The sequence below is a fragment of the Pseudomonas sp. QE6 genome (assembly GCF_041379005.1).
Lineage (GTDB): Bacteria > Pseudomonadota > Gammaproteobacteria > Pseudomonadales > Pseudomonadaceae > Pseudomonas.
This window is the reverse complement of sequence record NZ_CP166873.1, coordinates 1,507,930-1,533,229: the sequence shown is the minus strand read 5'-3', so window position 1 is coordinate 1,533,229 and position 25,300 is coordinate 1,507,930. Positions and strand designations below refer to the sequence as shown.

The 25,300-nt window shown below is 65.9% G+C and carries 27 protein-coding genes; 17 read left to right on the top strand and 10 right to left on the bottom strand.

What is annotated here, in order from left to right:
* Nucleotide 1 precedes the first annotated feature (1 nt).
* The 5 genes from ACAW63_RS06965 to pilG all read right to left on the bottom strand — a co-directional run bounded on the left by ACAW63_RS06965 (nt 2) and on the right by pilG (nt 4,472).
* On the bottom strand, nt 2–865 hold the full coding sequence (locus ACAW63_RS06965; protein WP_371232634.1) for a CheR family methyltransferase: 864 nt from the start codon (nt 863–865) through the stop codon (nt 2–4).
* A 59-nt stretch (nt 866–924) separates the two neighbouring features.
* Nucleotides 925–2,973 (bottom strand): methyl-accepting chemotaxis protein, encoded by a 2,049-nt coding sequence (locus tag ACAW63_RS06960; RefSeq protein WP_371232632.1) that lies wholly within the window; start codon nt 2,971–2,973, stop codon nt 925–927.
* 80 nt (nt 2,974–3,053) lie between these two features.
* Nucleotides 3,054–3,590 carry a chemotaxis protein CheW gene (locus ACAW63_RS06955; RefSeq protein ID WP_275609805.1) on the bottom strand — a complete coding sequence of 179 codons (537 nt, stop codon included), beginning with the start codon at nt 3,588–3,590 and terminating at the stop codon, nt 3,054–3,056.
* A 62-nt stretch (nt 3,591–3,652) separates the two neighbouring features.
* Nucleotides 3,653–4,018, bottom strand: a complete 366-nt coding sequence (gene pilH, locus ACAW63_RS06950; protein ID WP_009615257.1) for a twitching motility response regulator PilH — start codon at nt 4,016–4,018, stop codon at nt 3,653–3,655.
* A 46-nt stretch (nt 4,019–4,064) separates the two neighbouring features.
* A complete protein-coding gene (gene pilG, locus ACAW63_RS06945; protein ID WP_015475142.1) occupies nt 4,065–4,472 on the bottom strand; it encodes a twitching motility response regulator PilG in 408 nt (135 codons plus the stop codon).
* Nucleotides 4,473–4,741: 269 nt separating this feature from the next.
* Here pilG and gshB point away from each other — a divergent pair, with 269 nt between their 5' ends.
* The 7 genes from gshB (at nt 4,742) to ACAW63_RS06910 (ending at nt 10,859) form a co-directional block, all read left to right on the top strand.
* Nucleotides 4,742–5,704, top strand: coding sequence for a glutathione synthase (gene gshB / locus ACAW63_RS06940; RefSeq protein WP_371232629.1), 963 nt, complete (start codon nt 4,742–4,744; stop codon nt 5,702–5,704).
* A gap of 56 nt (nt 5,705–5,760) precedes the next feature.
* The gene (locus ACAW63_RS06935; protein ID WP_371232627.1) at nt 5,761–6,654 is read left to right on the top strand and encodes a TonB family protein; all 894 of its coding nucleotides are present in this window, start codon (nt 5,761–5,763) and stop codon (nt 6,652–6,654) included.
* Nucleotides 6,655–6,730: 76 nt separating this feature from the next.
* Nucleotides 6,731–7,300, top strand: coding sequence for a YqgE/AlgH family protein (locus ACAW63_RS06930; RefSeq protein ID WP_275609802.1), 570 nt, complete (start codon nt 6,731–6,733; stop codon nt 7,298–7,300).
* Nucleotides 7,297–7,734 carry a Holliday junction resolvase RuvX gene (gene ruvX, locus ACAW63_RS06925; protein WP_088416421.1) on the top strand — a complete coding sequence of 146 codons (438 nt, stop codon included), beginning with the start codon at nt 7,297–7,299 and terminating at the stop codon, nt 7,732–7,734. Before ACAW63_RS06930 ends, ruvX begins: the two co-directional genes overlap by 4 nt.
* A 151-nt stretch (nt 7,735–7,885) precedes the next feature.
* Entirely contained in the window at nt 7,886–8,398 is a 513-nt protein-coding gene (gene pyrR, locus ACAW63_RS06920; protein ID WP_371232625.1) for a bifunctional pyr operon transcriptional regulator/uracil phosphoribosyltransferase PyrR, read from the top strand.
* 188 nt (nt 8,399–8,586) lie between these two features.
* Nucleotides 8,587–9,591, top strand: a complete 1,005-nt coding sequence (locus ACAW63_RS06915; RefSeq protein ID WP_331315657.1) for an aspartate carbamoyltransferase catalytic subunit — start codon at nt 8,587–8,589, stop codon at nt 9,589–9,591.
* Nucleotides 9,588–10,859: a dihydroorotase gene (locus tag ACAW63_RS06910; RefSeq protein ID WP_371232623.1), complete on the top strand. Its 1,272-nt coding sequence runs from the start codon at nt 9,588–9,590 to the stop codon at nt 10,857–10,859. Before ACAW63_RS06915 ends, ACAW63_RS06910 begins: the two co-directional genes overlap by 4 nt.
* A 178-nt stretch (nt 10,860–11,037) precedes the next feature.
* On the opposite strand, the gene ACAW63_RS06905 is transcribed toward ACAW63_RS06910, so the two are convergent.
* The 5 genes from ACAW63_RS06905 to pilT form a co-directional block, all read right to left on the bottom strand.
* On the bottom strand, nt 11,038–12,207 hold the full coding sequence (locus ACAW63_RS06905; protein WP_371232622.1) for a cystathionine gamma-synthase: 1,170 nt from the start codon (nt 12,205–12,207) through the stop codon (nt 11,038–11,040).
* Nucleotides 12,204–13,577 carry a pyridoxal-phosphate dependent enzyme gene (locus ACAW63_RS06900; RefSeq protein ID WP_371232621.1) on the bottom strand — a complete coding sequence of 458 codons (1,374 nt, stop codon included), beginning with the start codon at nt 13,575–13,577 and terminating at the stop codon, nt 12,204–12,206. Before ACAW63_RS06900 ends, ACAW63_RS06905 begins: the two co-directional genes overlap by 4 nt.
* 225 nt (nt 13,578–13,802) lie before the next feature.
* Nucleotides 13,803–14,207 (bottom strand): NINE protein, encoded by a 405-nt coding sequence (locus ACAW63_RS06895; RefSeq protein ID WP_371232619.1) that lies wholly within the window; start codon nt 14,205–14,207, stop codon nt 13,803–13,805.
* 92 nt (nt 14,208–14,299) lie between these two features.
* Entirely contained in the window at nt 14,300–15,445 is a 1,146-nt protein-coding gene (gene pilU / locus ACAW63_RS06890; RefSeq protein ID WP_371232617.1) for a type IV pilus ATPase PilU, read from the bottom strand.
* Nucleotides 15,446–15,551: 106 nt separating this feature from the next.
* Nucleotides 15,552–16,586: a type IV pilus twitching motility protein PilT gene (gene pilT, locus ACAW63_RS06885; RefSeq protein WP_151189058.1), complete on the bottom strand. Its 1,035-nt coding sequence runs from the start codon at nt 16,584–16,586 to the stop codon at nt 15,552–15,554.
* A 73-nt stretch (nt 16,587–16,659) separates the two neighbouring features.
* On the opposite strand from pilT, the gene ACAW63_RS06880 reads away from it, so the two are divergent.
* From ACAW63_RS06880 to hemW, 10 genes are all read left to right on the top strand, one after another.
* Nucleotides 16,660–17,349 carry a YggS family pyridoxal phosphate-dependent enzyme gene (locus tag ACAW63_RS06880; RefSeq protein ID WP_371232614.1) on the top strand — a complete coding sequence of 230 codons (690 nt, stop codon included), beginning with the start codon at nt 16,660–16,662 and terminating at the stop codon, nt 17,347–17,349.
* A 17-nt stretch (nt 17,350–17,366) separates the two neighbouring features.
* A complete protein-coding gene (gene proC / locus ACAW63_RS06875) occupies nt 17,367–18,200 on the top strand; it encodes a pyrroline-5-carboxylate reductase (protein WP_371232613.1) in 834 nt (277 codons plus the stop codon).
* A gap of 13 nt (nt 18,201–18,213) precedes the next feature.
* Entirely contained in the window at nt 18,214–18,807 is a 594-nt protein-coding gene (locus ACAW63_RS06870; RefSeq protein ID WP_275609792.1) for a YggT family protein, read from the top strand.
* A 51-nt stretch (nt 18,808–18,858) separates the two neighbouring features.
* Nucleotides 18,859–19,149, top strand: coding sequence for a DUF167 domain-containing protein (locus tag ACAW63_RS06865; RefSeq protein ID WP_371232610.1), 291 nt, complete (start codon nt 18,859–18,861; stop codon nt 19,147–19,149).
* A 118-nt stretch (nt 19,150–19,267) separates the two neighbouring features.
* Nucleotides 19,268–21,235: a dynamin family protein gene (locus ACAW63_RS06860; RefSeq protein ID WP_371232608.1), complete on the top strand. Its 1,968-nt coding sequence runs from the start codon at nt 19,268–19,270 to the stop codon at nt 21,233–21,235.
* Between the two features lie 76 nt (nt 21,236–21,311).
* The gene (locus tag ACAW63_RS06855; RefSeq protein ID WP_343578258.1) at nt 21,312–22,451 is read left to right on the top strand and encodes a homoserine O-acetyltransferase; all 1,140 of its coding nucleotides are present in this window, start codon (nt 21,312–21,314) and stop codon (nt 22,449–22,451) included.
* Nucleotides 22,452–22,462: 11 nt separating this feature from the next.
* A complete protein-coding gene (metW, locus tag ACAW63_RS06850) occupies nt 22,463–23,083 on the top strand; it encodes a methionine biosynthesis protein MetW (RefSeq protein ID WP_371232606.1) in 621 nt (206 codons plus the stop codon).
* Between the two features lie 20 nt (nt 23,084–23,103).
* Nucleotides 23,104–23,526, top strand: coding sequence for a DUF4426 domain-containing protein (locus ACAW63_RS06845; protein ID WP_371232604.1), 423 nt, complete (start codon nt 23,104–23,106; stop codon nt 23,524–23,526).
* On the top strand, nt 23,523–24,116 hold the full coding sequence (gene rdgB / locus ACAW63_RS06840) for an RdgB/HAM1 family non-canonical purine NTP pyrophosphatase (RefSeq protein ID WP_371232602.1): 594 nt from the start codon (nt 23,523–23,525) through the stop codon (nt 24,114–24,116). The genes ACAW63_RS06845 and rdgB overlap by 4 nt, the downstream gene beginning before the upstream one ends.
* Complete coding sequence (gene hemW, locus ACAW63_RS06835; RefSeq protein ID WP_371232600.1) at nt 24,113–25,300, top strand: radical SAM family heme chaperone HemW; 1,188 nt, start codon at nt 24,113–24,115, stop codon at nt 25,298–25,300. Before rdgB ends, hemW begins: the two co-directional genes overlap by 4 nt.

Sequence of the window (25,300 nt, the reverse complement as noted above, 5' to 3'; positions counted from 1 at the left end):
GTCATCCCTTCCGGGTAAAGGCCAGAACGCGCTCGTCGGCGACCGGTTCGAGGGCCGGATGGTGCCAATCCACCACCTCGCCGACTCCGACCACCATCAGTCCCCCCGGCGCCAGCCGCTCGGCCAGGCGATTGAGGATTTCCCGCCGCCGCCAGCGGCGGAAGTAGATCAGCAGGTTCTGGCAGAAGATCACATCCATGCCGGACATTGGCGCCTGGGCCAGTTCCAGCACATTCAGCCGGGCGCAGCAGACGCGCTCGACCAGATTCGGTACCACCTGATAACGCCCGTCGTCCCGCACGCTGAAAAAGCGCCCGGTCAACGCCGCATCGATCTCATCCAGCTTGCGTGCCGCGTACACCGCCTCACGCGCCTTGCTCAGGGCGTTGAGGCTGATGTCGGTCCCGGTCACGCCGAACAACGGCGCGCGCCCGGCGGCCTCCAGGACCTGCGTGGCGACCATGGCGAGGGAGTATGGCTCCTCGCCACTGGAACAGCCCACGCTCCACAAGGCCAGCGGCCGGCCCTGGCCGACCTCTTCGAGGCGCCGGCGCAGGTAGCGCTCGAGCAGCTCGAAGGAGGGCTTGTGGCGAAAGAAACGGGTTTCCTGAACGGTGAGACGGTCCAGCAGGTTCGACCATTCCACGGCACCGCGCGGGCCGTCGGTGACCTGCCGGTAGTAGCTGCCGTAGTCGCTGATGCCCAGTTCGCGCATGCGGGCGCCCAGGCTGGTCTGCAGGAAGGCGCGGCGTTGCTCGTTGACGACAACGCCGGTACGGTCTTCCAACAGTGCCTGCCAGTCGCGGAATTCCGCGGCCGACATGTCGGCCAACGGCTGCAACGACCAGACGCCACTTGCCTGCATGTCGCGCCCCTCGCTCAAGACAATCGTGCGCTACCGCCCGGGCAGCGCACCTCCCCTGCTCAGGCCTGTTCCGCGAGGTCCGGCAGTTTGAAGCCGGATACGGAATTACGCATTTCACTCGCCATCTTCGCCAGGTTACCGATGCTGCGCGCGGTGGCAGTGGTACCGGCGGAGGTCTGCGAGGTGATCTCCTGGATCACGTTCATGGTGTTGGAAATGTGGCCGGCGGAGGACGCCTGCTGACGGGCGGCGTTGGAAATGTTCTGGATCAGCGCCGCCAGGGTCTTGGATACCTTCTCGATCTCTTCCAGGGCCACACCGGCGTCCTGCGCCAGGCGGGCACCGCGCACCACCTCGGAGGTGGTCTGTTCCATGGAGATCACCGCTTCGTTGGTGTCGGTCTGAATGGTCTTCACCAGCGCTTCGATCTGCTTGGTCGCCGCGGAGGAACGTTCCGCCAGGCGCTGTACTTCGTCCGCTACCACCGCGAAGCCGCGGCCCGCGTCGCCCGCCATGGACGCCTGGATCGCGGCGTTCAGGGCGAGGATGTTGGTCTGGTCGGCAATGTCGTTGATCAGGCTGACGATGTCACCGATCTCCTGGGACGATTCGCCCAGGCGCTTGATTCGCTTGGAGGTGTCCTGGATCTGCTCGCGGATGTTGTCCATGCCGGTGATGGTGTTGTGCACCACTTCGTTGCCCTTGTTGGCGATGGCTACGGAACGTTCCGCTACCGCCGAGGACTCGGAGGCGTTCGCCGATACCTGGTCAATGGACACGGCCATTTCGTTGATCGCGGCGGAGGCGCCGGCGATTTCCTGGGCCTGGTGCTCGGAAGCTTCGGCCAGGTGCATGGCGGTGGCCTGGGTTTCCTGGGCGGCGGCGGCCACCTGCACGGCGGTCAGGTTGATGGTTTCCACCAGCTCGCGGAGCTGGTCGATGGAGTAGTTGATGGAGTCCGCGATCGCACCGGTGAAGTCCTCGGTCACGGTCGCGGCCACCGTCAGGTCACCGTCGGCGAGGTCGGCGATTTCGTCGAGCAGTCGCAGAATCGCCGCCTGGTTGCGGTCGTTCTTCTCGGCGGTTTCGGCCAGTCGGCGGTTGGTCTCGCGCACCATCACCAGGCCGATGAGGATGATCGCGCCCAGGGCGATCACGCCCAGCATGGCGCTGGCGACCTGGTTGAAGACACGGCCCTCGGCCAGGTTCTCGAAGCCGTTGGCCAGGCTGGAAGCCTTCTCCAGCAGGGTCTGCGAACCGCCGAAGATGGTGTTGGCCGCTTCACGGACCTGGAACAGTTCCGGCGAGGTTTCGAGGATCTCGTCCACGGAGCCGGAAACGAATTCGAAGAGTTCGGAAATCTCGTTGAGACGGTCGACGGCCTCGGCGTTGGTCACCTTGGAGATGCTCATCGCCGCGTTGCCTTCCTTCATGCCCTTGAGCACGCGGCCGAACAGGCTGGCGTCGCGGCCGAAGCTGTCGGCGGCCTGCACGGAGTTCTCGTCACCGGCCAGTACCTTGTTCACCGAGCCGAGGATACGTTCGGCCAGCAGCGACTGGCGCTGGGCTACCGCAACCTGGTCGGCCGGGGCGCCGTTTTCCAGAAGGATGTCGACGACCTCTTCGTACTCCACCTGCAGCTGCGGGATGGTTTCGGCCAGCGTCGCGGCCACCTGGTGCAGCGACAGTACGGTCTGCTCGCTGGCCAGAATGGAGTCGGTGTTCTTGCGCAGGGTGTCCCAGTCCTTCTGCACCTGGTCCATCTGCGGTTGTACCGAAGCGGGGCTGGGCGGCAGGCCGGTGGTTTCGTCACCCTTGACCAGGATGTTCCAGCGCTTCTCGAAGTCGTTGCGCGCTTCTTTCAGCAGCTTGAACGCCTCGCCCTTGCCCGCCGCGGCTTCCGTGGCGTTCTTGGCGATACGCTGGGACAGCACGCGCAGTTCGCCGGCATGGCCGATGTACTGTTTGTCGTGGTCCGCCTGGGTGTTGAGGTAAGCGAAGTTGGCGAACAGCAAGACGATCGCCACGATCAGGACCACGAAGAGTCCGAGGATCAGCGAGCTGCTACGCGTGCCCGAAAAGAGACTGCCTGCCTTGATTTTTTTCATATACGGCCCCCGCCTGGACCCCCACGCTTACGGTTTCCATGTCACACACGGGCTGGCGAGCCAGCCCAACCGGTCAAAATCTAGCTGGCGACGTCGAGAAACGCCGGGTGTTGCGCCAGCGCATGCGGGCTGAACACCAACCAGGGCTGTTCTCGATTGAAGACGCCATGAATAAAGGGTTGCAGGACCGCTTCGAGGGGCGGCAGCTGCTCGCTGAAGGTTTCCACCGGGAAGTGCTGCATGCCGAACACCTCATCGACGATGAGGCCGGCGAAGACTTCCTGGTGTTCCACCACCAGCACGCGCCGCTGTTTGCGCAGAGGCGACAGCTCCGCGCCGAGGAAGCCGCACAGGTCCATGATCGGCAACAGGCGGCCGCGCACGTTGGCGACCCCCTTCACCCAGTCACGGACACCGGGCAGCAGTGTGTAGCGCGGCTCGTGAAGAACCTCGCCGACCTCCCCCATGGGTGCCACGAACAGGCGCCCGGCCATGCGAAAGCCAATCCCGTTCCAGCTCTGCGCCACTTCGCGCTGCGCAGGCAGGCCCGCGGCCAGCAGACGACAGCGCTGATCGATCTGGACGAGAACCTCGAAAGGACTCTGGACTTCCGCCATGCCGGCCCTGGCCTTCTTTAATAATTATGTTCTTGAAGACTTTCAGCGCGTGCGGCCCGGCTTCAGCCGGCCAGCACCGCATTGATGGTCTTGAGCAGTGTTTCTTCGTCCACCGGTTTGGTCAGGTAGTCGCGCGCGCCCTGGCGCTTGCCCCAGACCTTGTCGGTTTCCTGATCCTTGGTGGTGACGATGATCACCGGAATCGCGCTGGTTTCCGGGTCCTTGGACAGCTGACGAGTTGCCTGGAAGCCGTTCAGGCCGGGCATGACGATGTCCATCAGGACCACGTCCGGCTTCTCCTGGCGGGCCAGGGCCACGCCGTCGGCGCCGTTCTCGGCCTTGAGCACCTGATGCGAATGCTTTTCCAGCATCGCGGTCAGCTTGTACATCTCGGTCGGCGAGTCATCAACAATCAGAATTCGAGCCATTGTGGTCCCCATACGGAAAAGGCGTCACCGGCGGCTGGGCCGGACTTCAGGAAGCGTGCTCCACCGGGGTAAAGTCAGGCACATGGGTCTTGATCGCGCCGAGCAGCTCTTCCTTGCTGAAGGGCTTGGTGAGGTACTGGTCGGAACCGACGATGCGACCCTTGGCCTTGTCGAACAGGCCGTCCTTGGAGGACAGCATGATCACCGGGGTGGATTTGAAGGCACTGTTGTTCTTGATCAGGGCGCAGGTCTGATAGCCATCCAGGCGGGGCATCATGATGTCGACGAAGATGATGCTGGGATGGGTATCGGCAATCTTGGCCAGGGCGTCGAAGCCGTCGATGGCTGTGATGACATCGCAGCCGACTTTCTTCAGCAGGGTTTCGGCGGTGCGACGAATCGTCTTGGAGTCGTCGATCACCATCACTTTCAAACCGTCGGAATGCTGTTCCATGTTCGCCCTTACCATCTCGGTGAATCGTTTTTCCACTTTTTATATCAGTGCGCGAGCGCCCTGCCACCGTCGGGCTGCGACCCAATCGTGGGAACCTTTTACCACAATCGTCAGAATCTTTACCACGCCCAGCAAATTCAGGCCATAAGACCCGGAACGCGCAGGCTTTTTCCTTGACCGAGCGCACATCCAGCGCCACCCTGAGCATCCTTTTTCAGCCTTTTCGACGGTGCTCTTCACCGCCCTCTTCAGTCCCAGGAGGACATCCCATGAGCGTACGCCTCGGGATCGTGATGGACCCCATCGCGCAGATCAATTTCAAGAAGGACAGCTCGCTGGCCATGCTGCTGGCTGCCCAGGCCCGTGGCTGGGAGCTGTTCTATATGGAACAGCAGGATCTTTACCAGAAGGAGAACCTGGCCCGTGGCCGCATGCGCCCCCTGAAGGTCTTCTACGATCCGGCCCACTGGTTCGAGCTGGACGCGGAAATCGACCAGCCGCTGTCGGAGCTGGATGTGATCCTGATGCGCAAGGACCCGCCCTTCGATAACGAATTCGTCTACTCCACCTACCTGCTGGAACAGGCCGAGACCGCCGGCACCCTGGTGGTGAACCGCCCGCAGAGCCTGCGCGACTGCAACGAGAAGTACTTCGCCACCCTTTTCCCGCAGTGCTCGCCGCCCACCGTGGTGAGCCGCCGGTCCGATATTCTGCGCGAGTTCGCCGCCGAGCATCGTGACATCATTCTCAAACCCCTGGATGGCATGGGCGGCTCGATGATCTTCCGCCACCGCGAAGGCGACCCGAACCTCTCGGTGATCCTCGAGACCCTGACCCGCCATGGCCAGCAGCAGGTGATGGCGCAGCGCTACATCCCGGCGATCAAGGACGGCGACAAGCGCATCCTGATGATCGATGGCGAGCCGGTGGAATACTGCCTGGCGCGCATCCCGGCGCAGGGCGAGACCCGTGGCAACCTGGCCGCCGGCGGCCGTGGCGTGGCCCAGCCGCTGTCCGAGCGCGACCGCTGGATCGCAGCGCAAGTCGGCCCGGAGCTGCGCAAGCGCGGCCTGCTGTTCGTCGGCCTGGACGTGATCGGCGAGAACCTCACCGAAATCAACGTCACCAGCCCGACCTGCATCCGCGAGATCGATGCGGCCTACGACACCCGTATCGGTGAAAGGCTGATGGCGGTCATCGACGAAAAGCTCAAGGCGCGTAGTGCGTCATAGACTTTTATAAGCCCGGTCGGCAGACTTTCGCCCCACCCTGGCCTACGCGACCTGCAATGAACGCTGCAACCCATTCCGACTTCCCCGTGTCCTCCGGCGTACGCCCGGCGGACCGGCTGGGTTTCACCCTGTTCGTTGCGGCCATCGTGCACGTGGCCGTGCTGCTGGGCGTGGGCTTCACCATGCCCATGCCCAGCCAGCTGAGCAAAACCCTGGAAATCACCCTGGCCAGCTTCAAGAGCGAGAAGGCGCCCGAGAAGGCCGACTACCTCGCCCAGATGAACCAGCAGGGCAGTGGCACGCTGGAACACAAGGCGATCCCCAAGACCACCGAGCAGGCGCCGTTCCAGGACACCGAGGTGAAGAAGGTCGCACCACCGGCCACGCCGAAGCAGGCCAAGAGCCCGGAAGCGCCCAAGACCGCCGTCGCCACCCGCAGCCCGCGCCCGGACAAGGTCCAGGCCAAGACGCAGACGCCCAAGGCGGAAACCGTCGCCAAGCCCGCGCCGCAGTTCGACTCCAGCCAGCTCTCCGCGCAGATTTCCAGCCTCGAAGCCGACCTCGCCCGCGAACAGCAGGCCTACGCCAAGCGCCCGCGCATCCACCGCCTGAGCGCCGCCTCGACCATGCGCGACAAGGGCGCCTGGTACAAGGAAGAGTGGCGCAAGAAAATCGAGCGCATCGGCAACCTGAACTATCCCGACGAGGCCCGCCGCCAGCGTATCTACGGCAGCCTGCGCCTGCTGGTGTCGATCAACCGCGACGGCTCCCTCTATGAAGTGCAGGTGCTGGAATCCTCCGGCCAGCCCATGCTCGACCAGGCCGCCCAGCGCATCGTACGACTGGCGGCGCCCTTCGCGCCCTTCTCCGGCGACCTGTCGGACATCGACCGCCTGGAAATCATCCGCACCTGGCGCTTCGAACGCGGCGACCGCCTGTCCAGCCGCTGAGCCAGTCGTGCCTGAAGGCACAGGGTGGCGTTTTCAAGGCTTGTCCCTTTGGTCCGCAGGCCTGAAACTAGCTGGCATGAAAAGCACAGCCGCAAGCTCTCTCAAGCACCACTTCCTGATCGCCATGCCACACATGGCGGATCCCAACTTTGCCCAGACCGTCACCTACATCGTCGACCACAACGAGCAGGGCGCCATGGGCCTGATCATCAACCGCCCAAGCGGTCTGAGCCTCTCCGACGTGCTCGAACAGCTGCGTCCGGACGAACTGCCGCCGGCACGCTGCCAGGGCATGGTCATCTACAACGGCGGCCCGGTGCAGACCGACCGCGGCTTCGTCCTGCACCCTGCCGGACGCAGCTACCAGGCCACCCTGGAGCTGGGCGAGCTGTCGCTGTCCACATCCCAGGACGTGCTGTTCGCCATCGCAGACGGCAGCGGCCCGGCGCAGCACCTGATCACCCTCGGCTACGCGGGCTGGGATGCCGGGCAGCTGGAAGCGGAACTGACCGACAACGCCTGGCTGACCTGCCCCGCAGACCCCGCGGTGCTCTTCGAGGTGCCGGCCGAGCAACGCCTGTCCGCCGCCGCCGAGCGCCTGGGGATCAACCTCAACCTGCTCACCGCCCAGGCCGGGCACGCCTGATGTCGAGCAAACCCCTGCGCCTACTCCTGGGCTTCGACTACGGCACCAAGCAGATCGGCGTCGCCGTCGGCCAGGCCATCACCGGCCAGGCCCGCGAGCTCTGCGTACTCAAGGCGCAGAACGGCGTGCCGGACTGGAACCGCGTGGAAGCCCTGATCAAGGAGTGGCAGCCCGACGCCATCGTCGTCGGCCTGCCGCTGAATATGGACGGCACCCCCAGCGACATGAGCGAACGCGCCGAGAAGTTCGCCCGGCGCCTGCACGGCCGCTACAACCTGCCGGTGCATACCCACGACGAACGCCTGACCACCTACGCCGCCAAGGGCGAGCGCCTGGCCCAGGGCCAGCGCGACGGCTACCGCGAGCGCCCGGTGGACGCCCTGGCCGCCGCCCTGCTGCTGGAGGGCTGGCTGGCCGAAAACGCCCCCGCCTGACCTGCGACCTGATCTGCAAAAAAGTCCCCTTGACCTGTGACAGCGCCAGGGGAGCGAAAGCCGCTAAGCTTGCCGGACCAGTCCTTCCCGGAACGGTCCGCCCCGATGGCCGCCCGCGCCGGGTGGCCTCGCCAACCGAACCGGAGACGTCATGACCCTGCCCAGCCCCGCCGAACTCCTCCCCCGCATGGCCACCGACCTGCGCAACTACCTGGCGCAGCGCAACATCGACTCGCCACGCTTCGTCGGCATCCACACCGGCGGCATCTGGGTCGCCCAGGAACTGCTCAAGGAACTGGGCAGCGACGAGATCCTCGGCATCCTCGACGTTTCCTTCTACCGCGATGACTTCACCCGCAGCGGCCTGCACCCCCAGGTCCGTCCGTCGGAGCTGCCCTTCGAGATCGACGGCCAGCACCTGGTACTGGTGGACGACGTGCTGATGAGCGGCCGCACCATCCGCGCCGCGCTCAACGAGCTGTTCGACTACGGCCGCCCGGCCAGCGTGACCCTGGTCTGCCTGGTGGACCTCAACAAGCGCGAACTGCCGATTCGGCCGGATGTCGTCGGCGAAACCCTGTCGCTCGCCCCCAATGAGCGGGTAAAATTGCGCGGTCCCGCACCACTCGTCCTCGAGCGCACGCTTCTCAGCTCCGCGCTGTAAGAACCTGCTTACGATCTTGCGAGCTAGAGCAGAACAAGGCGAAATCGGTTGAGGGAGCGGAGTTTACAAGCAGTAAATGAGCATCCCGAGAACGATTTCAACGCGGTTATGCCGACGCGCAGCAGATCGTAAACAGGTTCTAACCCCGCGCGCCCGGACATCCATCACCTACCTTCAGGGCCTGCCACATGCCGACCGACGCCAAGCGCCCGCTGCAGCTCAACGACCTGGGCCAGCTGCGCCACTTCCTCTCGCTCGACGGGTTGTCCCGCGAACTGCTGACTGAAATCCTCGATACCGCCGACTCCTTCCTCGAAGTCGGCGCCCGCGCGGTGAAGAAAGTCCCGCTGCTGCGCGGCAAGACCGTGTGCAACGTGTTCTTCGAGAACTCCACGCGCACCCGCACCACCTTCGAACTGGCCGCCCAGCGCCTGTCCGCCGACGTCATCTCGCTGAACGTGTCGACCTCCTCGACCAGCAAGGGCGAGACGCTCACCGACACCCTGCGCAACCTCGAGGCCATGGCCGCCGACATGTTCGTCGTGCGCCACAGCGACTCGGGCGCGGCGCACTTCATCGCCGAGCACGTCAGCCCCAACGTCGCCGTGATCAACGGCGGCGACGGCCGCCACGGCCACCCGACCCAGGGCATGCTGGACATGCTCACCATCCGCCGCCACAAGGGCAGCTTCGAGAACCTCTCGGTGGCCATTGTCGGCGACATCCTGCACTCGCGGGTGGCGCGCTCCGACATGATCGCGCTGAAAACCCTGGGCTGCCCGGACATCCGCGTCGTCGCCCCGCGCACCCTGTTGCCGGTCGGCCTGGAAGAGCAGTACGGCGTGAAAGTCTACACCGACGCCAACGAAGGCCTGAAGGACGTCGACGTGGTGATCATGCTGCGCCTGCAGCGCGAGCGCATGCAGGGCGGCCTGCTGCCCAGCGAGGGCGAGTTCTTCAAGCTCTACGGCCTGACCGGCAAGCGCCTGAAGCTGGCCAAGCCCGACGCCATCGTCATGCACCCCGGTCCGATCAACCGTGGCGTGGAGATCGACTCTGCCGTGGCTGACGGCGAACAGTCGGTGATCCTCAACCAGGTCACCTACGGCATCGCCATCCGCATGGCCGTGCTGTCCATGGCCATGAGCGGCCAGAACGCCCAACGACAGCTGGAACAGGAGGACGCGCAATGACCGTCAGCATCCGTGGCGCCCACCTGATCGACCCCGCCAGCGGCCTGGACAAGGTCTGCGACCTGCACATCGAAGCCGGCAAGATCATCGCCATCGGCGAAGCCCCCGAAGGCTTCCACGCCGCCCAGGAAATCGACGCCGCGGGCCTCACCGCCGCGCCCGGCCTGGTGGACCTGAGCGTGGCCCTGCGCGAGCCGGGCTACAGCCGCAAGGGCAACATCGAAAGCGAAACCCGCGCCGCCGCCGCCGGTGGCGTCACCAGCCTGTGCTTCCCGCCGCACACCAAGCCGGTGCTGGATACCTCGGCAGTGGCCGAGCTGATCCTCGACCGCGCCCGCGAAGCCGGCAACGCCAAGGTCTTCCCCATCGGCGCGCTGACCAAGGGCCTGGGCGGCGAACAGCTGTCCGAACTGGTCGCCCTGCGCGATGCCGGCTGCGTGGCCTTCACCAACGGCCTGGCGCCGATGGCGAGCAACCGCGTGCTGCTGCGTTCGCTGGAATACGCGGCGACTTTCGACCTCACCGTGATCTTCACCTCCCAGGACCATGACCTGGCCGAAGGCGGCCTCGCCCACGAAGGCCCGACCGCCAGCTTCCGCGGCCTGGCCGGCATTCCGGAAACCGCCGAGACCGTGGCCCTGGCCCGCAACCTGCTGCTGGTGGAGCAGTCCGGCGTGCGCGCGCACTTCAGCCAGCTGACCAGCGCCCGTGGTGTCGAGATGATCGCCCAGGCCCAGGCCCGCGGCCTGCCGGTCACCGCCGACGTGGCGCTGTACCAGCTGATCCTCACCGACGAAGCGTTGGCGGACTTCTCCAGCCTGTACCACGTGCAGCCGCCGCTGCGCTCGCGCAAGGACCGTGATGCGCTGCGCGAAGCGGTGAAGAGCGGCGTGATCCAGGCCATCGCCAGCCACCACCAGCCCCACGAGCCGGACGCGAAGAACGCCCCGTTCGCAGCGACCGACCCGGGCATCAGCAGCGTCGAGCTGCTGCTGCCGCTGGCCATGACCCTGGTGCAGGACGGCCTGCTCGACCTGCCGACCCTGCTGGCACGCCTGTCCAGCGGCCCTGCGGCGGCGCTGCGCCTGCCGGCCGGCAAACTGGCGGTGGGCTCGGCGGCGGACGTGGTGCTGTTCGAAGCCGACGGCCAGACCCTGGCGGGCGAGACCTGGCACTCCCGTGGCCAGAACTGCCCGTTCCTCGGCCACTGCCTGCCGGGCGTGGTGCGCTGCACCCTGGTGGACGGGCATATCGTCCACGCGGTGTAACGCCCCGTCGCCCCATGAAAAAGCCCGCCGATTGGCGGGCTTTTTCATTTGCCCCGGACCTGCAGCGAGGCCGACCACCTCTTGTAGGAGCGAGCTTGCTCGCGAACCGACCCAACTCAGGTGCTCGGGATGTTCGCGAGCAAGCTCGCTCCTACGAAAAGCGCATCAATGCAGGGCGTCAGATCATCGCCAAGGCCTTCGCCAGGTCGGCGCGCAGGTCCTCCACGTCTTCCACCCCCACCGACAGGCGGATCAGCGAGTCGCCGATACCCAGCTCCGCACGGTTCTCCGCCGGGATGCTGGCGTGAGTCATGATCGCCGGGTGCTCGATCAGGCTTTCCACCCCGCCCAGGCTTTCCGCCAGGGCGAACAGCCGGACGTTTTCCAGGAAACGCTTCGAACCCGCCAGATCGGTATTCAGGTCCAGTGAGATCATCCCGCCGAAGCCTTTCATCTGCTTACGCGCCAGCTCGTGCTGCGGATGCGACGGCAGGCCCGGATAGTAGACCCGCTTCACCTGCGGCTGCTGCTCCAGCCACTTCGCCAGTTCCAGCGCGTTGGCGCAGTGCCGTTCCATGCGCAGGGCCAGGGTCTTCACCCCGCGCAGGGTGAGGAAGGCGTCGAACGGGCCGGCGATGGCGCCCACCGAGTTCTGCAGGAAGCCCAGGCGCTCGGCGAGGTCGGGGTTGTCGCCGACGATGGCGATGCCGCCGATCACGTCGGAGTGGCCGTTGAGGTACTTGGTGGTGGAGTGCACGACGATGTCGAAGCCCAGGTCCAGCGGGCGCTGCACGTAAGGACTGGCGAAGGTGTTGTCGGCCACGCAGAGGATACCGCGCTCGCGGCAGGTGCGGGCGATGGCGGCCAGATCGGTCAGGCGCAGCAGCGGGTTGCTCGGGGTTTCCACCCAGACCATGCGGGTCTTGTCGGTGAGCGCCGCTTCCAGCGCGCCGGGCTGGGCCAGGTCGGCGAAGTGGAAATCATGCCCGGCGCTGCGCCGGCGCACCCGCTCGAACAGGCGGAAGGTGCCGCCGTAGAGGTCGTTGCCGGAAACCACGTGCGAGCCGGCGTCGAGCAGCTCCAGCACTGCCGAGATGGCCGCCAGCCCCGAGGCGAAGGCGAAGGCCTTGCTGCCGCCTTCCAGGTCCGCCACGCAGCGCTCCAGCGCCCAGCGCGTGGGGTTGTGCGAACGGCCGTAGTCCAGGCCCTTGTGCACGCCGGGGCTGTCCTGGCGGTAGGTGGAGTTGGCGTAGATCGGCGGCATGATCGCCCCGGTGGACGGGTCCGGCGCCTGCCCGGCGTGGATCACGCGGGTGGCGAAACCGAGGCGGTCGTCGTGCTGGCTCATGCGAGGGTCCTCCGCAAATGGTTGAGCAAATCGAATCGTGTGATCAGGCCATGGAAGCCCGAGGCATCGGCAATGATGGCAACCAGTCCGCGCGCCAGCACGGCTTCGAGCTCCTTGAGGCTGGCGCCCGGCGCAAGGGTTTCCGGGGCCGTGCTCATGGCGCTGGCGACGTCGCTGCGAAAATGTTCGGGGTCGTCATGCACGCCCAGCAGGATATCGGACTCGTCGATGACGCCGACCAGGCGCTGGCCGTCGAGTACCGGGAGCTGGGAGATGTCCGCCAGGCGCATGCGCTGGAAGGCGGTGAGCAGGGTATCTCCGGGGCCGACGCTGACCACCCGGCCCTCCTCGAAACGCCGCGCGACGATGTCGCGCAGGTCACCGTAGCGCTTGCGCTGCAGCAGGCCCTGGTCGGTCATCCATTGGTCGTTGTAGATCTTCGAGAGGTAGCGGGTGCCGGTGTCGCAGACCAGGCTGACCACGCGCTTGGGCTCGGTCTGCTCGCGGCAGAAGCGCAGCGCGGCGGCCAGCAGGGTCCCGGTGGATGAGCCGGCGGCGATGCCTTCGTTGCGCAGCAGCTCACGGGCGGTGCGGAAGCTCTCCTCGTCGCTGATCGAGTAGGCGTGGCGGACGCTGGAGAGGTCGGCGATCGACGGCACGAAGTCCTCGCCTATGCCCTCCACCGCCCAGGAACCGGGCGTGCCCAGCTGACCGGAGCGCGAGTACTCGGCCATGATCGAACCCACCGGGTCGGCCAGGACCATTTCCAGCTGCGGCTGGACCTTCTGGAAGAAGCGGGTCAACCCGGTCAGGGTGCCGGCGGAGCCGACGCCGACCACCACCGCATCCAGATCATGGCCGGTCTGCGCCCAGATCTCCGGGCCGGTGCCGGTTTCGTGGGCCAGGGGGTTGGCGGGGTTGTTGAACTGGTCGGCGAAGAAGGCATCGGGCAGCTCCTTCGCCAGCCGCGCGGCGACGTCCTGGTAGTACTCGGGGTGGCCCTTGCCGACGTCGGAGCGGGTGATGTGCACCTCGGCGCCCATGGCGCGCAGGTGCAGGACCTTCTCGGTGGACATCTTGTCCGGCACCACCAGCACCACCCGGTAGCCCTTGGCCCGGCCCACCAGCGCCAGGCCCAGGCCGGTGTTGCCAGCGGTGGCTTCGACGATCACGCCACCGGGCTTGAGCCGACCCTCGCGCTCGGCGGTTTCGATCATGGCGACGCCGATGCGGTCCTTGATGGAGCCGCCGGGGTTCTGCGATTCGAGCTTGAGGAACAGGGTACAGGGTCCGGTATCGAAGCGCGTGACGCGGACCATGGGGGTATTGCCGATCAGGTCGAGCACGGCGGGGCGGGATTCGTTGCTCATGGCAGCCACTCCTTCGGGGCGAGCCGGGGATCGCCCGGCGGCGCCTGCTACTGTCCTCCTGACCTTAGGCGGGCGGCGGTGCTCGCGCCAGGCGGCGCGACGAAAGACGGCGGAGTTGTTTTTCGTAGGAGCGAGCTTGCTCGCGAACGTGCTGCCCGGCAGCGCTGGCCTTGAAGCGGTTCGCGAGCAAGCTCGCTCCTACAAGGGAGGGGGTCCGCGCAGGCGTCAGATCCGCTGCGGCCCGTTGCGCTCGGAAATCTGGCTGTTCAGCGTCCAGAAGTCATAGAGCACGCCGATGAAGAACAGCCCGCCGGTGAACAGGTAGAGGATGCCGGTGAGCCACTTGCCCATGTACATGCGGTGCACGCCGAACACGCCGAGGAAGGTCAGCAGGATCCAGGCGACGTTGTAGTCCACGCCGCCAGACCGATAGCGCCGGTCTGCCGCGTCGTCCATGGAGGGGATGAGGAACAGGTCGATGATCCAGCCGATGAAGAACAGGCCGAGGGTGAAGAACCAGATAGTGCCGGTGATCGGCCGGCCATAGTAGAAGCGGTGCGAACCGGTGAAGCCGAAGATCCACAGCAGGTAGCCGATGACCTTGCTGTGGGTATCAGGGTTGGCGGACATGCCTTTCTCCCGTGTCGTTGCGGTACGCCCAGGATAAACGAAAAGCCCGCGCCAGGCGGGCTTCTCGGGTGCCATCTGTTCGGAAAGCAGGATCAGCGGAAACGGCGGTTGGGGTCGTCGTCGCTCATTTCCAGGGTCAGCCCCTGGGTCATGGTGGAGAGATGATCGGCGTCGGTTTCCGAGCCCAGCTTGATCATCAGGCGCAGGTCGTTGGCCGAGTCGGCGTAGGCCAGCGCATCTTCGTAGGTGATCTCGCCCTGGCTGTAGAGCTGGTACAGCGCCTGGTCGAAGGTCTGCATGCCCTGCTCGGTGGAGCGCTTCATCAGCGGCTTGAGCTCGTGCACTTCGCCCTTGCGGATCAGGTCGGCGGCCAGCGGGGTGTTCAGCAGCACCTCGATCACCGCGCGGCGGCCCTTGCCGTCAGGGGTCGGTACCAGTTGCTGGGCGACGATGGCCTTGAGGTTGAGCGACAGGTCCATCCACACCTGGCCGTGCCGGTCGGCCGGGAAGAAGTGGATGATCCGCTCCAGCGCCTGGTTGGCGTTGTTGGCGTGCAGGGTCGCCAGGCACAGGTGGCCGGTTTCGGCGAAGGCCACCGCGTGGTCCATGGTCTCGCGCGAGCGCACCTCGCCGATCATGATCACGTCCGGCGCCTGGCGCAGGGTGTTCTTCAGGGCCACCTCGAAGGAATCGGTATCCAGCCCCACCTCGCGCTGGGTGACGATGCAGCCCTGGTGCTGGTGGATGTATTCGATCGGGTCTTCGATGGAGATGATGTGGCCGGTGGAGTTCTTGTTGCGGTAGCCGATCATCGCCGCCAGCGAGGTGGACTTGCCGGTACCGGTGGCGCCGACGAAGATCACCAGGCCGCGCTTGGTCATCGCCAGCTTCTTGAGGACTTCCGGCAGCTTGAGGTCCTCGAAGGTCGGGATGTTGGTCTCGATGCGGCGCAGCACCATGCCCACCAGGTTGCGCTGGTAGAAGGCGCTGACGCGGAAGCGGCCGACGCCGCGGGCGCTGATGGCGAAGTTGCACTCGTGGTTCTCGGCGAACTCGCGGCGCTGCTGCTCGTTCATCACCGAGAGCACGGTCTCGCGGGTCTGCTCCGGCGACAGCGCGGTCTTGGTCACCGGCAGCACCTTGCCGTTGACCTTCATCGAAGGCGGCACGCCCGCCGTGATGAAGAGGTCGGAGGCACCCTTTTCCACCATGAGGCGCAACAGCTTCTCGAATTCCATGATCGTTCTCGCGAAGGTTCACGCTGACTGCGACAAGGCTGTCGAATCACGGAGCGAGTGCGTGTGGCGCGCTCCGTGCGCCGGGCCGGGGAGCGGCCCGGTGGGGTTAGAAGTTTTCCGGAATCTTGGCCTTCTCCTTGGCCGCCTCGCGGGTCACCAGACCCTTGGCGACCAGGCCCTTCAAGCACATGTCCAGGGTCTGCATGCCGATCGCGCCACCGGTCTGGATTGCCGAGTACATCTGCGCGACCTTGTCCTCGCGGATCAGGTTACGGATCGCCGGGGTGCCGATCATGATCTCGTGGGCCGCGACACGGCCGCCGCCGATCTTCTTCAGCAGGGTCTGGGAGATCACCGCCTGCAGCGATTCGGAGAGCATGGAACGGACCATAGACTTTTCCTCGGCGGGGAACACGTCGACGATACGGTCGATGGTCTTGGCCGCGGAGGTGGTGTGCAGGGTGCCGAACACCAGGTGACCGGTTTCCGCGGCGGTCAGCGCCAGGCGGATGGTCTCCAGGTCGCGCATCTCGCCCACCAGGATGATGTCCGGGTCCTCACGCAGGGCCGAGCGCAGCGCCTCGTTGAAGCCGAGGGTGTCGCGGTGCACCTCGCGCTGGTTGACCAGGCACTTCTTCGACTCGTGGACGAATTCGATCGGGTCTTCGACGGTGAGGATGTGGCTGTACTTGGTGTTGTTCAGGTAGTCGAGCATCGCCGCCAGCGAGGTGGACTTGCCCGAACCGGTCGGGCCGGTCACCAGCACCAGGCCCCGCGGCACGTCGGAAACACGTTTGAACACTTCTCCCATGCCCAGGTCCTCCATCGTGAGTACCTTGGAGGGAATGGTACGGAACACGGCGCCGGCGCCACGGTTCTGGTTGAAGGCGTTGACCCGGAAACGGGCGACCCCGGGGACTTCGAAGGAGAAGTCGGTCTCCAGGAATTCTTCGTAATCCTTGCGCTGCTTGTCGTTCATGATGTCGTAGATCAGCGCATGGACCTGCTTGTGCTCCAGGGGCGGCAGGTTGATCCGGCGAACATCGCCATCGACGCGGATCATCGGCGGCAGACCGGCCGAGAGGTGCAGGTCCGAAGCGCCCTGCTTGGCGCTGAAGGCGAGCAACTCGGTAATATCCATGGGACTCCCCAATCAAGAGCAAGCAGGTAGAATGCCGCAGAACTCGCAGCAGCCGGGCGGAAAAGCGACGGTAATGTCCACGATAGCAGAGAATATTGCAAAGGTTCGCGCACGCATCCGTGAGGCGGCGCAAGCTTGTGGGCGTGCCCCGGACACGGTGCGCCTGCTGGCGGTCAGCAAGACCAAACCGGCCGGCGATATCCGCGAGGCATTCGCCTGCGGATTGGCCGATTTCGGCGAGAACTACCTGCAGGAAGCGCTGGCCAAGCAGACGGAGCTGGCCGACCTGGCGCTGACCTGGCACTTCATCGGTCCGATCCAGTCCAACAAGACCCGGCCGATCGCCGAGCACTTCCAGTGGGTACACTCGGTGGACCGCCTGAAGATCGCCCAGCGCCTGTCCGAACAGCGTCCGGCGCACCTGCCGCCACTGAACGTGCTGCTGCAGGTGAACGTCAGCGGCGAGGACAGCAAGTCCGGCTGCTCCCCCGAGGAACTGCCCGCCCTCGCCCAGGCGGTGGCACAGTTGCCCAACCTCAGGCTGCGCGGCCTGATGGCGATTCCCGAACCGACCGAAGATGTTGCCGCACAGCACGCTGCATTCGCCCGCCTGCGCGAGGCGATGCACGCCCTGAACCTCGGCCTGGACAGCCTGTCCATGGGCATGAGCCACGATCTCGAAGCCGCCATCGACGAAGGCGCCACCTGGGTGCGGATCGGTACCGCCCTGTTCGGCGCCCGCGACTACGGCGCTTCGCACTGAATAAAGGAAGAGACTAAATGAGCAGCACCCGCATTGCCTTCATCGGCGCCGGCAACATGGCCGCCAGTCTCATCGGCGGCCTGCGCGCCAAGGGCGTCGAAGCCAGCCACATCCGCGCCAGCGATCCGGGCGCCGAGCAGCGCGCGAAGATCGCCGCCGAGCACGGCATCGAGGTCGTTGCCGACAACGCCAGCGCCGTAGCCGGCGCCGACGTGGTGGTCCTGGCGGTCAAGCCGCAAGTCATGAAGGACGTCTGCCAGGCCCTAGCGCCGGCGCTTTCGGGCAACGCCCTGATCGTCTCCATCGCCGCCGGCATCCCCTGCGCCAGCCTCGAACGCTGGCTGGGCCCGGTGGACGGCCAGCCGCGCGCCATCGTCCGCTGCATGCCCAACACCCCGGCACTGGTCGGCCTGGGCGCCAGCGGCCTGTACGCCAACGCCAGCGTCAGCGCCGCCCAGCGCGAGCAGGCGCAGAAGCTGCTGAGTGCCGTCGGCATCGCCCTGTGGCTGGACGCGGAGAAGCAGATCGACGCGGTCACCGCCGTCTCCGGCAGCGGCCCGGCCTACTTCTTCCTTCTTATGGAAGCCATGACCGCCGCCGGCGAGAAACTCGGCCTGTCCCGCGAGGTCGCCGGCCAGCTGGCCCGCCAGACCGCCCTGGGCGCCGCGCAGATGGCCACCACCAGCGATGTCGACCCGGCCGAACTGCGCCGCCGCGTGACCTCGCCCAATGGCACCACCGAAGCCGCCATCAAGACTTTCCAGGCCAACGGTTTCGAAGCGCTGGTAGAGAAGGCGGTAGGCGCCGCCGACCATCGCTCCGCCGAGCTGGCCGAACAACTGGGTCAATGACAAGGAGCCCTCAATGACCGGTCTTTCCACCGCCGCCATCTACGTCATCCAGACCCTCGGCAGCCTGTACCTGCTGATCGTCCTGCTGCGCTTCATCCTGCAACTGGTGCGCGCCGACTTCTACAACCCGCTCAGCCAGTTCATCGTGCGCGCCACCAAGCCGCTGCTGAACCCGCTGCGCCGCATCATCCCCGGCTTCGGCGGCGTCGACTTCGCCTCGCTGGTGCTGGCCATCCTGGTCCAGCTGGTGCTGATGATCGTCACCCTGACCCTGATGGGCTACGGCGTCGGCGGCTACATCCTGCAGCTGCTGGTGTGGTCGGTGATCGCGGTGACCTCGCTGTTCCTCAAGGTGTTCTTCTTCGCCCTGATCATCAGTGTGATCCTCTCCTGGGTCGCCCCGGGCAGCTACAACCCCGGCGCCCAGCTGGTGAACCAGATCTGCGAGCCCTTCCTGGCGCCCTTCCGCAAGCTGCTGCCGAACCTCGGCGGCCTGGATATCTCGCCGATCTTCGCCTTCATCGCGCTGAAGCTGATCGACATGCTGGTGATCGGCAACCTGGCGGCCATGACCGGGATGCCGCAGATCCTCAGCCCGTTCATGTAATTGGCAGAGGAGCTCGCCAGCCCCGGCGAGCTCCGAGAGTTCGCAAGACAGATGAGTTTCTACCACTGGGACGGCGAGGACCTGATCCTCGACTGCCACCTGCAACCCAAGGCGAGCCGTGACGAGTTCGCCGGGTTGCACGGTGAGCGCCTGAAAATCCGCCTCACCGCTCCGCCCGTGGAAGGCAAGGCCAACGCCCACCTGCTGGCCTTCCTCGGCAAGGCCTTCGGCGTGCCCAAGAGCCAGGTGAAACTGGAAAGCGGCGAGCTGAATCGGCAGAAGCGCGTGCGCATCCCCAAGCCGTCGAAGCTCCCGGAAGAGCTGGGGATTACCGCTCGGTAGCCTTGGCCGACCTTACGCGCGGTATTGTGATGAAGGCCAATTGACGCTACTTCGCGCCATCGCATAATCCGGGGTATTCATCCCCGCGCCGGACGCGCCAGCCTAAGGAAACGCCTGAATGAGCATGGAGCGTCTCAGCCAGCAGATCGATGCCTACGTTACCTGGAAGCGGGAGCTGGTCCGGGAGATCACCCGTTATCGCAGCCTGCTGGAGCGTTGCCGGCTGAACACGCCGGACATCGAGAGCCGCCTCGAACGCACCCTGCGCCTGCTGCGCATCGACCACATCACCCTGGCCTTCGTCGGCGAGTATTCGCGCGGCAAGACCGAGCTGATCAACAGCCTGTTCTTCGCCGGCTACGGCCGGCGCATGCTGCCGTCCCACGCCGGGCGCACCACCATGTGCCCCACCGAGCTGTTCTTCGACCCGCGCTCGGAGCGCCCCTACATCCGCCTGCTGCCGATCGAGACCCGCGTGGCCGATGCCAGTGTCGCGCAGTTCAAGCGCATTCCCCGGCACTGGGTGAACATTCCGCTGGACACCTCGGACCCGGCGAACATGGCCGAAGCCTTCGCCCAGGTCGCCAAGACCAAACCGCTGCCGGTGGAGCAGGCGATCCAGCTGGGCTTCCACCCGGACCTGCTGGAAACCACCGACAAGCCCGGCATGGTGCTGGTGCCGGCCTGGCGCCACGCGCTGGTCAACTTCGACCACCCGCTGCTGCGCCAGGGGCTGCGCATCCTCGACACCCCGGGCCTGAACGCCCTGGGCAGCGAGCCCGAACTCACCCTGTCCATGCTGCCCGCCGCCCAGTCGATCCTGTTCCTGCTGGCCGCCGACACCGGCGTCACCGCTTCCGACATGGCGATCTGGGAGAACCATATCCGCCAGCTGAGCGAGGACAGCCACACCACGCTCTACGCGGTGCTGAACAAGGTCGACGTGCTGTGGGACGACCTGGCCGGCGAAAGCTTCGTGCAGGGCGCCATCCGCCAGATCCAGGAAGCCACCGCGCGCCAGCTGGGCATCGCCCGCAACGACGTGCTGCCGCTCTCGGCCAAGCAGGCGCTGCTGGCCAAGGTCCGCGGCGACCGCGAGCTGCTGGCCCGCAGCCAGATGGAAAGCCTGGAGGACCTGCTCTGCGAACGCATCGTCACACAGAAGGAGCGCCTGCTCGAAAGCGCCGTGGTCGGCCAGGTATTGTCCCTGGCGCATAACACCCAGCACACCCTGCGCGTGCGCCTGGAGAAGGTGAAGGAGCAGCACGCACTGCTCGACAGCCAGCAGCACGACAGCGGTCAGTTGCTGTTCGAGCTGACCGCCAGGACCAAGGAAGACCACAGCCAGCACCACAAGCGCCTGCTCAACCTGAAGACCAACCAGCGCCTGCTGCGCCACCAGGGCGAGCAACTGCGCGAGGCGCTGCACCCCGAGCGCCTGGAGCTGCACCTGAAGCGGGTTCACCAGAAGCTGCGCGGGAGCTGGACCACAGTGGGCATCAACCAGGCGATCCTGCAGTTCTTCCACACTGTGCAGGGGGACCTGGTCGGCCTGCACCATGAGGCGGAGACCGCCAACCGCATGGTCGCGGCCATCTACCAGCGGCACAATCAGGAAAACCCGCTCAATGCCCTGGACGCCCCGCAGTTCAGCGTCGAGCGTTACCTGCGCGAGCTGGCCAAGCTGCAGGACAAGGCCGACCGCTTCCGCCTGCACCTGAAGACCCTGCTCACCGAGCAGCGCACCCTCACCCGGCGCTTCTTTGCCACCGTGGCCCAGGAAGTCATCGGCCTGCACCTGCGCCTGCGCGAGGAGGCCGAGCAGTGGGCCACCGATGCGCTGATGCCACTGATGCAGTACAGCCTGGAGCACAAGCAGTTGCTGGAAACCCACATGCTGCGGCTCAAGGCGCTGGCCCAGGAAACCCAGCAGGCACGGCAGCGCTCGCTGCTGCTGGGGCGCTATACCGACGAGCTGGAAAAGCAGCTCGCCGAGGCCTCCGACATCCTCCGCCAGCTGCGTCGCCCCTCGCCGCTGCACCGCCAGGCCAAGGTCGTCACACTGCCCGGTTCGCAGCGCGCCTGAACCCCGCCCCCAGCGCTTGCCGCTGGGGGCGGCGCTCTTTAGACTGGCTCTCCTTTTTTATTCATGAGCTGGGTCGATGCCAACAGTCTTCCCCGAAGATTCCGTCGGTCTGGTCTCCCCCCAGACGTTGCAGTTCAATGAGCCGCTGCCCCTGGCCTGCGGCAAGACACTGCCCGAATACCAGCTGGTGATCGAGACCTATGGCGAGCTGAACGCCACGGCGAGCAACGCCGTGCTGATCTGTCACGCGCTGTCCGGCCACCATCACGCCGCTGGCTACCACAGCAGCGAAGACCGCAAGCCCGGCTGGTGGGACAGCTGCATCGGCCCCGGCAAGCCCATCGACACCCGCAAGTTCTTCGTCGTCGCGCTGAACAACCTGGGCGGCTGCAACGGTTCCACCGGGCCGACCAGCCTCAACCCGGCCACTGGCAAGGTCTATGGCGCGGATTTCCCGGTGGTTACCGTGGAAGACTGGGTACACAGCCAGGCCCGCCTGGCCGATCGTCTGGGCATCGCCCAGTGGGCGGCGGTGATCGGCGGCAGCCTGGGCGGCATGCAGGCCCTGCAATGGACCATCAGCTACCCCGAGCGAGTGCGTCACTGCCTGTGCATCGCCAGCGCGCCCAAGCTGTCGGCGCAGAACATCGCCTTCAACGAAGTGGCGCGCCAGGCGATCCTCTCGGACCCCGAGTTCTTCGGCGGCCATTTCCAGGAGCATGACGCGATCCCCCGCCGCGGCCTGAGCCTGGCGCGGATGGTCGGGCACATCACCTACCTCTCCGATGACGCCATGGGCGCCAAGTTCGGCCGCGACATGAAGTCGGAGAAGCTCAACTACGATCTGCACAGCGTCGAGTTCCAGGTGGAAAGCTACCTGCGCTACCAGGGCGAGGAATTTTCCACCCGCTTCGACGCCAATACCTACCTGCTGATGACCAAGGCGCTGGACTACTTCGACCCCGCCGCCGCCCATGGCGACGACCTGGCGCGAACCCTGGCCGGAGTGAAAGCGGACTTCTGCCTGATGTCCTTCACCACCGACTGGCGCTTCTCCCCGGCGCGCTCGCGGGAAATCGTCGACGCCCTGCTGGCGGCGAAGAAGAACGTCAGCTACCTGGAAATCGACGCACCGCAAGGCCACGACGCCTTCCTGATGCCGATTCCCCGCTACCTGCAAGCCTTCAGCGGTTACATGAACCGCATCAGCGTATAAGAAGGAACGCCATGCGCGCCGACCTGGACATCATCCAAGACTGGATCCCCGCCGGCAGCCGGGTACTCGACCTGGGCTGCGGCGATGGCGAATTGCTCGCCTGGCTGCGTGACCACAAGCAGGTCAGCGGCTACGGGCTGGAAATCGACGCCGAAAAGATCGCCAAATGCATCGAGCGTGGCGTCAACGTCATCGAACAGGACCTGGACAAGGGCCTGGGCAACTTCGGCAGCAACAGCTTCGACGTGGTCGTGATGACCCAGTCCCTGCAAGCCCTGCGCTACCCGGACAAGGTGCTGGCGGAAATGCTGCGGGTGGGCAAGACGTGCATCATCACCTTCCCCAACTTCGGCCACTGGCGCTGCCGCTGGTACCTCGCGCGCAACGGTCGCATGCCGGTGTCGGACTTCCTTCCGTACACTTGGTACAACACGCCGAACATTCACTTCTGCACCTTCCGCGACTTCGAGGCCCTGTGCCGGCAGCTGCAGGTGAAGGTTCTCGACCATCTGGCGGTGGACCGCGAGCACCAGCATGGCTGGGCCTCGCGAATCTGGCCTAATCTGTTGGGTGAGATCGGTATCTACCGGGTCAGTGGCCCTGGCGTGCAGGACCATCGCATCGCCATCTGATCGCCCCCAGGAGAACTATCATGCGCCGCCTGCTTACCTTCATCGCCTGCCTGGTCTTGGCCCTGCCCGCCGTCGCCGAGCAGGTCAAACGCCTGGGTGACCTCCAGGTCCACTACAGCGTGTTCAACTCCAGCTTCCTCCAGCCCAAGGTCGCGCAGGCCGTGGGCGTGGTGCGCAGCAAGGCCCAGGGCGTGGTCAACATCGTGCCGCTGGACGCCAACGGCAAGCCGGCCAACGCCACGGTCGCCGGCAGCGCCAAGAATCTGATGGGCCAGGAAATCCCCCTGACCTTCAAGCGCGTGGTCGAGGAAGGCGCCGTCTACAACCTGGCGCAGTTCCCCATCGAAGGCCGCGAGACCCTGACCTTCACCATCCAGGTCCAGTCCGGAGGCGGAGCTCCGCAGAGCTTCGACTTCATGCAGGAAATCTTCCCCGACGAATGATCAAGCTCGAACAACTGGTGCTGGCCAGTCACAACGCCGGCAAGCTCAAGGAACTCCAGGCCATGCTCGGCGCCCACGTGAAGGTGCGCTCGATCGGCGAGTTCAGTGATGTGGAACCGGAAGAAACCGGCCTGTCCTTCGTCGAGAACGCCATCCTCAAGGCCCGCAACGCCGCACGCATCTCCGGCCTGCCGGCGCTGGCCGACGACTCGGGTCTTGCGGTGGACTTCCTCGGCGGCGCGCCGGGCATCTATTCCGCGCGCTATGCCGACGGCAAGGGCGACGCGGCGAACAACGCCAAGCTGCTCGACGCCATGAAAGACGTGCCGGACGAAGAACGCGGCGCCCAGTTCGTCAGCGTGCTGGCCCTGGTCCGCCATGCCGACGACCCGCTGCCGATCCTCTGCGAAGGCCTCTGGCACGGCAGCATCCTGCGCGAAGCCCGCGGCGAGCACGGCTTCGGCTACGACCCGCTGTTCTGGGTGCCGGAAGCCGAATGCTCCAGTGCCGAACTGCCCCCCGAACAGAAGAACCAGCTCAGCCACCGCGCCCGCGCGATGGCCCTGCTGAAGCAGCGGCTGGGTCTATGAGCCAGGCAGGAAGCCACGGGCTCGACGCCGGGCCGGTGGTTTCCGGTTTCCGCCTGCCGCCGCTGTCCGCGTACGTACACATTCCCTGGTGCGTGCGCAAATGCCCCTATTGCGACTTCAACTCCCACGCCGCCGGGCCGGAGCTGCCGGAAGACGCCTATGTCGAGGCGCTGCTGGCCGACCTCGCCGCCGACCGCGCGCACGTGCACGGCCGCAAGCTGACCTCGATCTTCTTCGGCGGCGGCACGCCGAGCCTGTTCTCCGCCCAGGCGCTGGGCCGCATCCTCGAAGGCCTGGAGAAGCAGGTCGGTTTCGAGGACGACATCGAGATCACCCTGGAAGCCAACCCGGGCACCTTCGAGCAGGCCAAGTTCGCCGATTACCGCAAGCTCGGCATCAATCGCCTGTCCATCGGCGTGCAGAGTTTCCAGGCCGAAAAGCTCAAGGCATTGGGCCGCATCCATGACGGCGAGGAAGCCGTGCGCGCCGCCGAAATGGCCCGCCGCGCCGGCTTCGACAACTTCAACCTGGACCTGATGCACGGCCTGCCGGAACAGAGCGTCGCCGATGCGCTGAGCGACCTGAAGCAAGCCATCGCCCTGGCACCGACGCACCTGTCCTGGTACCAGCTGACCATGGAGCCGAACACGGTGTTCTGGAGCCAGCCGCCGGAGTTGCCCGAGGACGACCAGCTGTGGGAAATCCAGGAAGCCGGCCAGGCCCTGCTCGGGCAGGCGGGCTACCTGCAGTACGAAACCTCCGCCTACGCCCGTGGCGGCAAGCGCGCGCGGCACAACCTGAACTACTGGACCTTCGGCGACTTCCTCGGCATCGGCGCCGGCGCCCACGCCAAGCTGAGCACGCCCGAGGGGCGCATCCTGCGCACCTGGAAGACCCGCCTGCCGAAGGACTACCTGAATCCGGAGAAGCCCTTCCAGGCCGGCGAACGCGAGCTGGAGGCGGACGACCTGCCCTTCGAATTCATGATGAACGCCCTGCGCCTGACCGACGGCGTCTCCGCGGCGACCTTCACCGAGCGCACCGGCCTGCCATTGGCCGCCATCGACGAAGCCTGCCGGCAGGCACGCAAGGACGGCCTGCTGGTCGACGACCCGCAGCGCCTGGCCCCGACCGAACGCGGCCAGCTATTCCTCAATGACCTGCTGCAGCGCTTCCTGCCTTGA

Excerpts from the sequence above, each read along its gene's own strand:
- ACAW63_RS06965 (WP_371232634.1), bottom strand. The coding sequence starts at position 865 with ATGCAGGCAAGTGGCGTCTGGTCGTTGCAGCCGTTGGCCGACATGTCG.
- ACAW63_RS06960 (WP_371232632.1), bottom strand. The coding sequence starts at position 2,973 with ATGAAAAAAATCAAGGCAGGCAGTCTCTTTTCGGGCACGCGTAGCAGC.
- ACAW63_RS06955 (WP_275609805.1), bottom strand. The coding sequence starts at position 3,590 with ATGGCGGAAGTCCAGAGTCCTTTCGAGGTTCTCGTCCAGATCGATCAG.
- pilH (WP_009615257.1), bottom strand. The coding sequence starts at position 4,018 with ATGGCTCGAATTCTGATTGTTGATGACTCGCCGACCGAGATGTACAAG.
- pilG (WP_015475142.1), bottom strand. The coding sequence starts at position 4,472 with ATGGAACAGCATTCCGACGGTTTGAAAGTGATGGTGATCGACGACTCC.
- gshB (WP_371232629.1), top strand. The coding sequence starts at position 4,742 with ATGAGCGTACGCCTCGGGATCGTGATGGACCCCATCGCGCAGATCAAT.
- ACAW63_RS06935 (WP_371232627.1), top strand. The coding sequence starts at position 5,761 with ATGAACGCTGCAACCCATTCCGACTTCCCCGTGTCCTCCGGCGTACGC.
- ACAW63_RS06930 (WP_275609802.1), top strand. The coding sequence starts at position 6,731 with ATGAAAAGCACAGCCGCAAGCTCTCTCAAGCACCACTTCCTGATCGCC.
- pyrR (WP_371232625.1), top strand. The coding sequence starts at position 7,886 with ATGACCCTGCCCAGCCCCGCCGAACTCCTCCCCCGCATGGCCACCGAC.
- ACAW63_RS06915 (WP_331315657.1), top strand. The coding sequence starts at position 8,587 with ATGCCGACCGACGCCAAGCGCCCGCTGCAGCTCAACGACCTGGGCCAG.
- ACAW63_RS06910 (WP_371232623.1), top strand. The coding sequence starts at position 9,588 with ATGACCGTCAGCATCCGTGGCGCCCACCTGATCGACCCCGCCAGCGGC.
- ACAW63_RS06905 (WP_371232622.1), bottom strand. The coding sequence starts at position 12,207 with ATGAGCCAGCACGACGACCGCCTCGGTTTCGCCACCCGCGTGATCCAC.
- ACAW63_RS06900 (WP_371232621.1), bottom strand. The coding sequence starts at position 13,577 with ATGAGCAACGAATCCCGCCCCGCCGTGCTCGACCTGATCGGCAATACC.
- ACAW63_RS06895 (WP_371232619.1), bottom strand. The coding sequence starts at position 14,207 with ATGTCCGCCAACCCTGATACCCACAGCAAGGTCATCGGCTACCTGCTG.
- pilU (WP_371232617.1), bottom strand. The coding sequence starts at position 15,445 with ATGGAATTCGAGAAGCTGTTGCGCCTCATGGTGGAAAAGGGTGCCTCC.
- pilT (WP_151189058.1), bottom strand. The coding sequence starts at position 16,586 with ATGGATATTACCGAGTTGCTCGCCTTCAGCGCCAAGCAGGGCGCTTCG.
- ACAW63_RS06880 (WP_371232614.1), top strand. The coding sequence starts at position 16,660 with ATGTCCACGATAGCAGAGAATATTGCAAAGGTTCGCGCACGCATCCGT.
- proC (WP_371232613.1), top strand. The coding sequence starts at position 17,367 with ATGAGCAGCACCCGCATTGCCTTCATCGGCGCCGGCAACATGGCCGCC.
- ACAW63_RS06870 (WP_275609792.1), top strand. The coding sequence starts at position 18,214 with ATGACCGGTCTTTCCACCGCCGCCATCTACGTCATCCAGACCCTCGGC.
- ACAW63_RS06865 (WP_371232610.1), top strand. The coding sequence starts at position 18,859 with ATGAGTTTCTACCACTGGGACGGCGAGGACCTGATCCTCGACTGCCAC.
- ACAW63_RS06860 (WP_371232608.1), top strand. The coding sequence starts at position 19,268 with ATGAGCATGGAGCGTCTCAGCCAGCAGATCGATGCCTACGTTACCTGG.
- ACAW63_RS06855 (WP_343578258.1), top strand. The coding sequence starts at position 21,312 with ATGCCAACAGTCTTCCCCGAAGATTCCGTCGGTCTGGTCTCCCCCCAG.
- metW (WP_371232606.1), top strand. The coding sequence starts at position 22,463 with ATGCGCGCCGACCTGGACATCATCCAAGACTGGATCCCCGCCGGCAGC.
- ACAW63_RS06845 (WP_371232604.1), top strand. The coding sequence starts at position 23,104 with ATGCGCCGCCTGCTTACCTTCATCGCCTGCCTGGTCTTGGCCCTGCCC.
- rdgB (WP_371232602.1), top strand. The coding sequence starts at position 23,523 with ATGATCAAGCTCGAACAACTGGTGCTGGCCAGTCACAACGCCGGCAAG.
- hemW (WP_371232600.1), top strand. The coding sequence starts at position 24,113 with ATGAGCCAGGCAGGAAGCCACGGGCTCGACGCCGGGCCGGTGGTTTCC.